This window comes from Cytophagales bacterium (assembly GCA_019456305.1).
GTDB lineage: Bacteria > Bacteroidota > Bacteroidia > Cytophagales > VRUD01 > VRUD01.
On record VRUD01000056.1, the window covers coordinates 17,313 to 29,932 of the forward strand.

Annotated in this window: 11 protein-coding genes; 6 read left to right on the forward strand and 5 right to left on the reverse strand. The window is 36.9% G+C overall.

Annotated features, from left to right (window positions below; translation table 11 throughout):
• Positions 1-11 precede the first annotated feature (11 nt).
• The 3 genes from FVQ77_12180 to FVQ77_12190 all read right to left on the reverse strand — a co-directional run bounded on the left by FVQ77_12180 (position 12) and on the right by FVQ77_12190 (position 3,418).
• The gene (locus tag FVQ77_12180) at positions 12-1,169 is read right to left on the reverse strand and encodes a cysteine desulfurase (protein MBW8051071.1); all 1,158 of its coding nucleotides are present in this window, start codon (positions 1,167-1,169) and stop codon (positions 12-14) included.
• 439 nt (positions 1,170-1,608) lie between these two features.
• A complete protein-coding gene (glmM, locus tag FVQ77_12185; GenBank protein MBW8051072.1) occupies positions 1,609-2,922 on the reverse strand; it encodes a phosphoglucosamine mutase in 1,314 nt (437 codons plus the stop codon).
• 238 nt (positions 2,923-3,160) lie between these two features.
• A complete protein-coding gene (locus tag FVQ77_12190; protein ID MBW8051073.1) occupies positions 3,161-3,418 on the reverse strand; it encodes a hypothetical protein in 258 nt (85 codons plus the stop codon).
• A 397-nt stretch (positions 3,419-3,815) separates the two neighbouring features.
• Here FVQ77_12190 and mazG point away from each other — a divergent pair, with 397 nt between their 5' ends.
• Positions 3,816-4,637, forward strand: coding sequence for a nucleoside triphosphate pyrophosphohydrolase (gene mazG / locus FVQ77_12195; GenBank protein MBW8051074.1), 822 nt, complete (start codon positions 3,816-3,818; stop codon positions 4,635-4,637).
• A 571-nt stretch (positions 4,638-5,208) separates the two neighbouring features.
• Here mazG and FVQ77_12200 read toward each other — a convergent pair.
• Both FVQ77_12200 and FVQ77_12205 read right to left on the reverse strand, forming a co-directional pair.
• The gene (locus FVQ77_12200; GenBank protein ID MBW8051075.1) at positions 5,209-5,802 is read right to left on the reverse strand and encodes an acetyltransferase; all 594 of its coding nucleotides are present in this window, start codon (positions 5,800-5,802) and stop codon (positions 5,209-5,211) included.
• 126 nt (positions 5,803-5,928) lie between these two features.
• Positions 5,929-6,540 carry a sugar transferase gene (locus FVQ77_12205; GenBank protein MBW8051076.1) on the reverse strand — a complete coding sequence of 204 codons (612 nt, stop codon included), beginning with the start codon at positions 6,538-6,540 and terminating at the stop codon, positions 5,929-5,931.
• 204 nt (positions 6,541-6,744) lie between these two features.
• Here FVQ77_12205 and FVQ77_12210 point away from each other — a divergent pair, with 204 nt between their 5' ends.
• The 5 genes from FVQ77_12210 to FVQ77_12230 form a co-directional block, all read left to right on the forward strand.
• Entirely contained in the window at positions 6,745-7,596 is an 852-nt protein-coding gene (locus tag FVQ77_12210; protein ID MBW8051077.1) for a DUF1571 domain-containing protein, read from the forward strand.
• A 255-nt stretch (positions 7,597-7,851) separates the two neighbouring features.
• Entirely contained in the window at positions 7,852-9,285 is a 1,434-nt protein-coding gene (locus tag FVQ77_12215; protein ID MBW8051078.1) for a hypothetical protein, read from the forward strand.
• 68 nt (positions 9,286-9,353) lie between these two features.
• The gene (locus FVQ77_12220; protein MBW8051079.1) at positions 9,354-10,613 is read left to right on the forward strand and encodes a T9SS type A sorting domain-containing protein; all 1,260 of its coding nucleotides are present in this window, start codon (positions 9,354-9,356) and stop codon (positions 10,611-10,613) included.
• Positions 10,614-10,860: 247 nt separating this feature from the next.
• A complete protein-coding gene (locus FVQ77_12225; protein ID MBW8051080.1) occupies positions 10,861-11,037 on the forward strand; it encodes a type II toxin-antitoxin system HicB family antitoxin in 177 nt (58 codons plus the stop codon).
• Between the two features lie 71 nt (positions 11,038-11,108).
• On the forward strand, positions 11,109-12,620 hold a 1,512-nt coding region (locus FVQ77_12230), incomplete at its 3' end, for a GMC family oxidoreductase (protein MBW8051081.1).

Sequence of the window (12,620 nt, forward strand, 5' to 3'; positions counted from 1 at the left end):
AGGTGCCCTTATTAGACAGCCCCCGCCATACGCTTTGCACCCTTATACATCTCCACCAGCTTATCCGCCACATAATCAACCTCCTCTTCTGTGTTATACTTACTAAAGGAAAATCGTACCGCACCCCGGTCAGGGTCTGCGTTGATAGCTTTTAAAACGTGCGAGCCAACACTCGCACCACTTGAACAGGCACTGCCTCCGGAAGCAGATATATGTTCAATATCAAGATTGAAAAGGAGCATTTCGTTGATATCCGATTTAGGCAGGGAGATGTTTAAGACAGTGTAAAGGCTTTTATCTTCTGAGGTACAATCACCATTGAATCCGACATTCTCAATGTTATCTACTACTTTTTTGATCATCCTTGATTTTAGTCCTTGTATATGTTTTTTATGTACTTCCATGTTCTTATATGCAATTTCCATAGCTTTGGCGAGGCCAATGATACCGTAAACATTTTCTGTGCCGCCACGCATATTTCTCTCCTGTCCCCCTCCATCAATAAAAGGCTTTATTTTTAATTTGTCATTCAAATACAGAAAACCGACACCTTTTGGCCCATGAAATTTATGAGCTGAGCCTACAATGAAATGCATTTTTAATTTTTGTATATCGTGTTTGAAATGACACATTGTCTGCACCGTATCAGAATGAAATATTGCCTGGTACTGTTCACACAGTTGTCCAATCGTGTCAATATCAACTAAATTACCGATCTCATTATTACCATGCATGAGCGAAACAAAAGAGCCGGAATTGTTCTTAAGCAGCTCTTCCAGGCTTTCAATAATGATATGGCCTTTATTATCTAATTTAACGAAACTTAGTTTTATTTCGCCATTCTTTTCAAGATTATTGAAACTATTCAACACTGCAGGGTGCTCTATCTCGCTCGTGATTGCGTGTTTAATTCCCAAAGTTCTGATGGTACAAATGATGGCTGTGTTATCGGCTTCTGTACCTCCGGAGGTAAAAAATATTTCAGATGGCGATGTATTTAATAAGGAAGCTACAGTTTTTCTGGCTTTTTCAATAGCAGCACGAACCTCTCTGCCATGAGCGTGTATGGAAGAAGGATTACCAAAGTGCTCTACCATAAAAGGTTTCATAGCTTCAAATACCTCATTGTCTAAAGGAGTGGTGGCTGCATTATCAAAATATACTTGCATATTTTTTCTGCTTTTTTTAAAAAACAAAAAAATTGTTTATTAAAATTTCGTTAAATAAATAAAGTTAATTAATTTTGTAATATGAAGAAAGAAAATATTGAAAATAAATTAACTGCAGAGATAGAACTTTTCAAAATATTTTCATACTATTTAATCGCTTTAATTGCAGGGATCTCAACAATTATAATAAGTAAAGCTTACACGGATAAATATGTGTTATTTCTACTTTTGTTAGGAATTTTTTCCTTTCTTATTGTGTTTACCCATTGTATAATTTACTATTTTAAAATTAGAAAATTAAAAAACCTTTTATAAAAAATGGTACTTCTAAGTATTATTATTTTCGGTGTTGGTTTAATTACTTTTTTCAGCATCATGCTAATAACTGAAATTAAAGATCTCATTGAAGAGAGAAAACTAATGAAAGATAAAAAATAATTTATTCGGGTAATTCTTTTTCTTCTGTGATAATTTCTTTGATATCACCCATTATTTTATTTGCTAAAGAATCCGCTGTTGCTGCTGTTTCTGCTTCGGCATATATCCTGATTATGGGTTCGGTGTTTGAATTTCTGAGATGAACCCATTGCTGATCGAATTCTATTTTTACACCGTCAATGGTATTGATTGGCTGTTTGTTATATCGCTTTTTTATTTCCTCAAAAATATGCTTTGTATCGATTTCTTCAAGGTCTATTTTGTTTTTTGAAATATAATAGTTGGGATACGTTGACCTCAATAAGCTTATAGACTTCCCGAATTTTGCCAAATGCGTTAAAAACAATGCAATGCCAACCAGGGCATCTCTGCCATAATGTAACTCCGGGTAAATAATCCCTCCGTTCCCTTCACCTCCGATCACGGCATCGTGTTCTTTCATTGCTTTTACAACATTAACTTCTCCTACAGCCGAAGCAAAGTACCGGCAGTTTGCTTTTTCAGTAATATCCTTCAATGCCCTGGTAGAAGAAAGGTTTGAAACAGTATTTCCTCTATTATTTTTCAGGATGTAATCTGCCACAGCCACCAGCGAATATTCTTCGCCAAACATTTCACCATCTTCACATATCAGCGCCAGCCGGTCAACATCAGGGTCAACGGCAATGCCCAGGTGGGCTCTTTGTAATTTAACTTCGTTGGCAAGGGTTGTTAGATTTTCCGGAAGAGGCTCCGGGTTATGGGGAAACAGGCCATTGGGGGTACAGTTTAATTCTACCACCTCACTGACGCCTAATGCATTCAGGAGTTTTGGTATTGCCAGTCCCCCGGTAGAATTAACACAGTCAGTGACAATTCTGAATTTCTTTGCTTTAATGGCTTCAACATCAACCAATGGAAGTGCTAAAATTTTGTCTATGTGCTTCTGAATATAGCTGTTATCCTGGCGGTAACTGCCCAGGTTGCCAGCTTCGGCAAAATGGAATGTTGAATTTTCAGCGTGCTTAAAAATATTTTCTCCTTCATCAGCAGAGATCAACTCACCTTTATCATTAAAAAACTTCAACGCATTCCATTGAACCGGATTATGACTGGCTGAGATGATGATGCCGCCTGCTGCTTTTTCCATTGTCACCGCAATTTCTACGGTGGGCGTAGTTGACAGACCCAGATCTACAACATTAATTCCAAGACTTTGTAAGGTAGATGCAACCATTTTAGCAATGATCTCGCCTGATGGACGGGCATCACGGCCAATGACTACCAGAGCAGCCCCCCCGCCTCCTGCAATGCTGGCCCGATGTCCATTAGACATCGTCCTCCCCGGAGGTGGGACTTTTCCATCCCTTTTCTCTTTGGGAGGGATGAGGGAGTGGGAAGTCCCCCCTTTGGGAGGATTTAGGGGGGCTAATTGAGTACCAAACGCAGCGGTGAACTTTACTACATCAATGGGGGAGAGCGATTCACCGCACTTCCCGCCTATGGTTCCTCTTATGCCGGATATAGATTTTATTAGAGCCAAGAACTATAAGAACCCTGTTAAATAATCCCGATTAGTTATTAGAAATAAACTCCTGTTTTGCCAATTGAGAACTATCATCTGATGATCTCTCTTCTCCTTCCTTCTCACAAACCGTCTCCTGATCCACCACTTTACCGCAAATACCACAAACAATACCTTCTTTTCTCAGGAAAGGGCTTTGTGTAGCACACGTGCCTTTAAATTCACCTTTCTTTAAGAAGATTAACCTCACCGATAAAAGGGCAATTGCTAATCCTACTAAACAAATTGATAATATAACTGTAGCCATGATGGAAATTAGAAATGACTAATTTGGTTATTGGTTTTTGGTTGGTTAGTTATAGTTGAATGGTTTTTGGTTCTGGTTTTATAGTTATTTAGTTTTATGCTTTCTTAGTTGGTTTGGTATTTGTTTTGTTAAAAATCACATTAATCTCTACGAATTACGAATAATCGAATTACGAATTCGTAGGGCAAATATTCGTATAGGCAAAGAATTAAACCACAAAACTAATAAACTAAAACCAGTGACTAAATAACTATAACTAACCAACCAAAAACTAATAACTAAAATTTTTTATCATTTTAGGCATTTCTAACTGTAGCCATGATTGTTTATATTTACGACAATTTTTTAAGATTGCTCAAATATAAGTATTTTTACTAAAAAAAACATATTTCAGTTCATGAAAGTTCCAAATAAAAATAGGTTTCAAATTTCCAGGAAAAAACAAGTAGTAGCATTTGACCGGTTATTGTCTATAATGGCAGAACTGCGTGTAAAATGTCCCTGGGATAAAAAGCAGACAATGCAAAGCCTGAGAATGAAGACCATAGAAGAAGTCTATGAATTGTCAGAAGCTGTTTTAAATAACAAAACCGGTGAAATTAAAGAAGAACTAGGAGACCTTATGCTGCATATTATCTTTTATGCCCAAATAGCTTCCGAAACCAACGATTTTGATATTGCAGATGCTTTGAACGGAATTTGTGATAAATTAGTAAAACGGCATCCACACATTTATGGAAATATTATTGCAGAGACTGAAGAAGAAGTAAAACACAATTGGGAAAAGTTGAAACTAAAGCATGGTAAAAAATCTATTCTTGAAGGAATTCCCAAATCAATGCCTGCTATGATAAAGGCTTTACGAATACAGGAAAAAGTTGCTGCTGTCGGTTTTGATTGGGCTAAAAGACAACTGGTTTGGGAAAAGATAGAGGAGGAGCTCAATGAGTTTAAGGATGAATTTAACGGCCTGGATGACCAACAAATAGACCTGGGAAAAGCGGAGAATGAGTTTGGCGATTTGTTGTTCTCATTGGTCAATTATGCCCGTTTTTTAAAGATAAACCCTGAAGATGCGCTTGAACACACAAACAAAAAAGTTATAGAACGGTTCCAGCATCTTGAAGCAGAAATAAAAAAGGAGGGAAAAAAGATTGAAGAGATGGATTTAAAAGAACTTGATAAGTATTGGGAGAAAGCAAAGTTGCTTGATACTTGATGCTAGTGTTTAGTTGTGTAAGTTTTCTATAGATTTGCAAACAGGTTTTGAGGCGGGAAAAAGCTAATTCCAAGTAAAAAGTAAAAAGTAAAAAGTAAAATGAAAAAAACTGCCTCCATATTTTTACTTTTTACTTTTTACTTGGAATTTGGGACTTGGGACTTGGGACTTAAATTTAATTATATAGATTATTTATGCAATTTAACAGTAGAATGAATGCAAATAAGAATAAACGCAAATATGACCAAGAGCAAGAAACCTTCTAACAAGAAAACTTCGGAAATTCCCTCCCATATTCCATCTGAAATTTCCGAAGGTTGTGAAATGAAAATAAAAGTAAATCCAAAGACAAAGAAAATTTAAAATGAAAAAAACCGCCTCCATATTTTTACTTTTTACTTTTTACTTTTTACTTGGAATTTGGGACTTGGAATTTGGGACTTGGGACTTGGGACTTAAATTCAATTATATAGATTATTTATGCAATTTAACACTGGATATTGGTCATTAGTCATTGTTTATTGTCTATTGTCTATTGTCTACTGTCAACTGCCTACTGCTACTGCCCCTGCTACTTCTTTACTATCCTACCCGGCACTCCCACTACTACAGTATTATCAGGAACATCATCAATAATAGCAGCTCCTGCACCGATCACACACCACTTTCCAATATGAATGCCTGGAATTACGGATGCTCCTGCACCAATAAGAGTACCTTCACCAACCTTTGCATTCCCGCATAAAACGGCATTTGGAGAAATATGTACAAAATCTTCCAGCACGCAATCATGATCAATAGACGACATGGTATTTAAGATACAATGCTTGCCTACGCTGCAGCCGGATTGTACAATACTTCTGTGAAAAATTACCGTTCCATCATCTATCTGCGCAAATTCTGAAATAATAGCAGAAGGATGTATTGCTTTTCCAAAATTATGCTTTACTTTTTGAGAGACCTCTTTCCGGGTTAAATTATCTCCAATTGAAATAATAATTTTTTCATTGGGTAAATGATCATGCTGATATACCCCAATCACTTTAATATCATTCAAAAGCACTAGATCAGGATTATCGTCAAATATGCCTTTTATATCTACTTTGTTAGCGAAAATACAATCAATTACAACTTTGGCGTGGCCGCTTGCTCCGTATAAGATCATTAATAAATTCGTTAGTTAATAGTATCGGAATTTCAATGTTTAAATGAAATTTATATTTCAATCTATTATTTGTGCTCTTAATGAACAGTTGCTGGGCTCTGGTTACTGGGTTCTGGATTGTCATTGTCAACTGCCACTGCTTCCCTTGAACTTCTCCATCGTAGCGCTACTCACCGACCTTATCCCTTCCATCTTCAGGATCTTAAATATAGTGATAAAAAATATCTTTACGTCTAAACAAAAAGAAATATGTTCTGCGTACCAGATATCATATTCAAATTTTTTCTCCCAGGTGATAGCATTCCTGCCATTGACTTGTGCCCAGCCTGTGATCCCGGGCTTTACCAGGTGTCTTTTTGCCTGCTCTTTGCTGTAAAGTGGCAGGTATTCCATGAGTAACGGCCTGGGACCTATCAGGCTTAAGTTTCCTTTCAAAACATTGAGCAGCTGCGGCAATTCATCAATGGATGTCTTACGAATAATTTTACCTGCAAATGTAAGTCTTTTATTATCCGGAAGTAAATTCCCGTTTCTGTCTGTTTTATCATTCATGGTTTTAAATTTAATGATGTAAAAAGGTTTGGCTTGTAAGCCTGGCCGTTTTTGAACAAAAAACATCTTTCCCTGATTTGCTGCTGCCAACAAAAGAGCTGCCACAATAAAAACAGGAGAAGTGGCAATGAGCAGCAAGATGGAAATAACCAGATCAAGAGATCTTTTAAAGAAGTGTTGGTACATTAGGCGCATAGAGCGTAGCGCATGGTGCTTGGCGCAAAACGGATAGTGCATAGGATATAGCATACAATGAATGCTATGCGCCATGCGCAAAAATACAAAGGTAATAATTTTTTAAATAAAGATTTAGATATTTTGTCCGGTAAAATCTAATTTGTTAATTTGCGTTTCCATCAAGTCTTAATAAACTTTAAACTATCTGTGTTTATGAACTTTGAATTTTTCTTTTACCTGCTATTATTGTCATTATTCGGATTTACCCAAACTAACCGGGCACAGTCTGGCTACGACCTGACAAATCAAATGATCGCCACAGCAAAGCGAGTCCAAACAATGGAATTTACCTTAAAAACCTTTGAGCGTATAGAAGGTAAAATGATCGAACAAAAAATGTATGTAAAATGGATGCGTGAGCCGTTCAAAATATACGTAAAACAAGCTTATCCGAATGAGGGGGTGGAAATATTATATGTTAGCGGAGCTAATAAGGATAAAGCCCTTGTTGCACCAAATAGTTTTCCATGGTTTAATCTCAAGCTCGATCCTTATGGCGACTTAATGCGGGCAGATCAGCATCATACCATATTTGGGATTGGCTTTGACAAGACGGTTTCAATACTGGAATCCCTGCTGAAAAAATACGGGACCCAGGCTGCATCCATGGTCAAAAATTATGTTACGGTGGAGTGGAAAGGTATTGAATGTTACAAAATATTTATGATGAATCCTAATTTTAAATACATAGACTATACTATCAAAGAGGGAGAGACATTGCTTACCATTGCCAAAAAATTTAAGTTATCTGAACACATGATACTGGAAAAGAACGAAAAAGTAGATAATTATGATGATGTTGACCAGGGGCAGGTGATCAAAATACCCAATGATTATGCTAAGAAAATGACCATTTACATAGATAAACAAAAAATGATCCCTGTTGTAATAAAAGTCTATGACGATCAGGGGCTGTATGAGCAATATGAACATTCAAGGCTAGAGATAAACCCCGTATTTGATTCTGATGAATTTAGTGAGGATTATGAAGAATACGGGTTTTAATGTAACTCAGATTTGTAATCTGAGTTGGGCGATGAATATTGGATATTGGACCCGCCTGCCATAGGCCTTTGGCGGGCAGGTGTTGGATTCTGGGTGGCCATCATCGGATGGCTCAGGTGGATATAGGGTTGTGCCATCCGATGAATTTGCTGGTAATTTTATAATATTGAATACTTCTATACAGGATGATAGAAGGTAAATCTATTTTAAATTAATTTCCTATTGGTTTCTGTTTTTAAATGTTAATTTTGACTCATGCGAAATTTAAGTTCATACACTATAGTCGCCAAAACCTGGAGCGTAGCATTTTTTATAGCCGGACTTTTGTTTTTGATCTTTCCGGCACAATTAGGGCAATCGCTTACGCACTTTGCAAACAGTATCGGATTGAATGGTACTATCCTGGTCCCAACCGGCAGCTTGTGGTACATTCTCACGCTTTCTCTCATGGGTACGCTGGTATTATTAGCAAGAACAACTGCCCGTTATCCTGAACGGCAAGCACCTTATGTTACGATTCTTTCAGCTAAAACTATAAGTGTTGCCGGGTTTTTAGTACTTTCCATCACCAATGGCCCTGCATGGCTGCTTTGTGCTTTAACAGATGCTTTTGTAGCGATTACTTTATTTATTACACATTCTTCTGTAGTATCCAAAAAACTTGTAAAGGGATTTGCACGTATTCACCCCGCCAAATCTCCTCATTATGAAGTTTGGTTTGGCAAGATTGATATTTCACCGGGCAGAGCTTTTTGGTTCAGGTACACCATCATTAATGGAGTGAAAAAAGAGGCAAGCGCCTGGGCAATTCTTTTTGATCATGAAAAATCGGAGCAAAGCGGAGCTCCCCCCGAATACTCGGGGGGAGTGGCTGTTGGAAAACAAACATGGCCCCTGGGTGATTTAGCTCCATCAAACTGTATTATCATTCCCGATAACAAGAATACAGAACGATTTCAGGATCTTCCGCAGGTTTTTCACCTGGGCAGCGCTCACCTTGACGGTGCCAATGCGATAGGACAAGCTAACGATATTTCCTGGGACCTTGAGTTTACAGCTAATGGCCACCGGTTTGAGCATGTTCCTCCTTTAGTAAAATTCCTGCGGGTAGCCAAAAGCACCTACGATGCCTGTTTTCTGGACCTGCGTTTTTCTGGTACTGTCAAAGTTGGTTCGGAAATTATTACCCTAAAAGACCGGCCAGGTATGATTGGCCATATCTATGGCAAAAAGAGCGCTCATTCATGGGCATGGGCACATTGCAACAATTTTGAAGGACAGGAAAACGTGGTCTTTGAAGGTCTGTCTGCCCGTATCAAATTAGCCGGCAAAGTAACAAAGCCACTTTCTTCATTTATTCTAATTGTAGGCGAGCGAAGGTATGTGTTTTCCTCTACCATAAAATTGCTGACTGCTCAATCAGCGTTTGGAGATGGCAGATGGGAATTTATGGTAAAAAACTCAAAAGTAATGCTCAAAGGAACAGCCACTGCACCGCAAAAAGTAGCACTTGTGGAATATACCGATACAGATAATTCCAATCTTTGGTGTTATAATAGCAAAATGGCCGCACTAAAGCTGGAATTAACTGATCTGAAAACCAAAAAGGTTGAAGTTTTTGAATCAGTGGCTACGGCAGCATTTGAGATCGTTAACCGGGAATTGCCTTCCCAAAGGGTTGATCTATAAATGTAAAATAAACCATAGATGGTTTATACAGTCGTTATGCAATATTAAAAAAAGAAACACCTTGAATAATGAAACAATTAATTTCTATTCTAATATTCCAATTTTCAGTATTTAATGCTTTTGCTCAGTGGACAAATTTAGGGCTAAATGAATTTAAAGTTAATGACTTAACGATTTATTCAGATACAATTTATGCAAGTACTGAAAATGGTATATATAAAAAAAATATTTTCAGTACTGACACAGTTTGGTTGAGTTGTGGTAAACAAGGCTATTATGTTGTACAAACTTTAGTAGAAAACTATCAAACCTTTATTTCTCTAATACAATTAGGGTCGACAAATACAACACAGATCTATAAATCTAATGATGCTGGCAATACTTTTGTATTAATGAATACAGACACCTCAAATTTTAATAGCTATCAATTTCTTGACCATATTGCGCATCCTACCAACAACTACGACACCCTGTATTTTCTAAACCACCAATTGAAAACCAATGATGGCGGAATTACATGGGAAAGTATTTACAACACAAAACAAACAGACCGTTTTATTATGGTTAACCCTACCAATCATTCGCAATTATTAATTGGAGGTGAAACGGGTTTCTTTTCTGCATATTTGCAATACTCAAATGATTACGGCAAAACATGGACAATTCCTGCAATGAATTCATTTTTTGCAGGAGATAATGCAATACATGATTTAGCCATTGACGACTCTATTTGGTACGCTGCTGGAGAAGGAGTGATTGCCAAATCTACAGATGAAGGTGAGAATTGGTTACAAGTGTTAAATCTATGGGCGGATAACTCACCATTCAGTTTGTATTATACAGATATTGAATTTAGTCCTGTAAATAAAAATATTTTATATGTTACAGGCTTGAAATCATCAGGCTCTAACAAGGTGCCTTTACTCTATTCTGAAAATCAAGGAGCAACTTGGGACACTATATCATGCAGTAGTATAACTTCAAATCAAAGAATTAGATGTATAACGATAAAAAATACGGATAATACTGATAATGTTTTTTTAGGGGGGAATGGTGTTTATTTGTATAAAAAATTAGTCAATAATTTGCTACAACTCAATTCTAATTTAGACTTGATAATTTACCCAAACCCTGCTAATAACCTATTATACATTAAAACAGATAAAACAATTTCTAACATTAAAATATATAATGCTTTGGGTTACGAAGTCCTTGTTGAACAAAATAAAGAAAATATCATTAATCTTTACGCATTATCAACTGGACTATATATAATGACATTAACGATTGAGAATGTAGAAGTTACTAGAAAATTTATTAAAGAATAATAATAACATTGCATAACAAAAAATATAGTGCATTTGGTAGATAATGCTAAAAATGAAGATTGTAGCAATAAATTAACTTAGTAGTACATTGAAAGTTTGGAGCGTTGAAATGCCAAACGCACCATATTCAAACCGTTAACAATAATAGTTATACTAAGATGTAAAATAATGATTATATTTGCAAACAGTGTAGAAAATTAATTTTACAAATTCAGCACAAAAATCATAGATTAAATTTAAAACTATCCTGAAAATCAAAATTCTTATACATGAGGATGAAAAAAAAGGTTATTGGGCAGAAGTTCCTTCCTTACCAGGTTGCTTTACACAAGCTGATACTATGGAAGAATTAATACAAAACATTTATGAAACAGTTGAGGGATATTTGGAAGTTAGGGAAGAAAGTATTATTAACGAAGCATAATGAAAATGACTGATATTAAAGAAGATGAGTTGTAAATCTTAATTCAATTATACAAACATAGTTCCATTTTAATGAACAAAAAAATCTATGACTATATCGTAATTGGCTCCGGCTTTGGTGGCTCAGTATCCGCCATGCGGCTGGCCGAAAAGGGATATAGTGTGTTAATACTTGAAAAAGGCAAAGCCTATCAGGCTAAAGATTTCCCGAAAACAAACTGGAATTTTCCTAAATTTTTCTGGGCTCCCTTGATCAAATGGTTTGGGTTTCAGAAACTATCCTTTTTCAAAGAAGTTTTCATTTTAAGCGGAGTTGGAGTAGGTGGAGGCAGTCTGGTTTATGCTAATACCCACATGTTCCCCCCCGATGAATTTTTTAGTAATACTGCCTGGTCATACTTCAAAGATTGGAAAAAAGTCCTGGAGCCGTTTTATGAAAAAGCTCGTTTCATGCTTGGAACAACGAAGAACAAATCATTTGACCGGGAGGATGAAGTGCTGCAGGAAGTTGCGAGAGACATGGGGCGTGAAAGTTCGTTTGAAGGAGTGAATGTAGGCGTTTATTTTGGCGATACGGAAAAGGAAGTTGATCCTTATTTCAAAGGGTTGGGACCAAAACGTAAAGGCTGCATTGAATGTGCCGGCTGTATGGTTGGCTGCCGGCATAATGCGAAAAATACATTAGACAAAAATTACCTTTTCTTTGCCAAAAAGTTTGGTAGTGAGATAGAAGCCGAACGCATGGTTGAACAAATCGAATTCAGGGAAGATCATTACCATATCCATACCCATTCCAGCACATCATGGTTTAAACGAAATAAAGAGACTTTCATTAGTAAAGGATTGGTAGTTTCGGGAGGTGTGCTTGGAACAATGAATATATTGCTAAAACAGAAACACAAAAATAAAACGTTAACAGCATTGTCTGACAAGCTGGGTGAAAACCTCAGAACCAATTCAGAATCACTTTGCGGGGTAACAGCTCCAAAAGAAAAGCTCAATCACGGCCTTGCGATAACATCTATCTTCAACCCGGATGAAAAAACCCATATTGAAGTGGTAAAATATCCTGATGGCTCTGATGCAATGAGGTTATTTTCAACCTTAGCAACAGGACCCGGGCACCCGGTTATTCGTATCATAAAATTGTTTTTTAATATTCTAAAGAATCCCTTTAAGTTTCTGAAAATAATGGTAGGAAAAAACTGGGCAAAAAAATCGGTGATCTTCCTGGTAATGCAAAGTGTTGAAAATTCAATGAAAATGGTCTATAAACGTTTTCCTTTCTTCCGGATCTCAATCTGGAACAAAAAAGAGAACCGCGTACTTCCCTATATTGATATTGGCCAAAAAGTAATGCTGGATTACGCCAAAAAGATCAACGGCATACCCCAAAACACGATCACCGAGGTTTTGTTCAATATGTCAACAACAGCGCATATCATCGGTGGCTGCCCGATGGGAAAAAACAAAGCCGAAGGTGTTGTAAATGATAAATTTGAAGTTCATGGTTATCCCCGGATGTACATATTAGATGGTTCTATTATTCCCTGCAACCTGGGCGTCAATCCCAGCTTAACGATC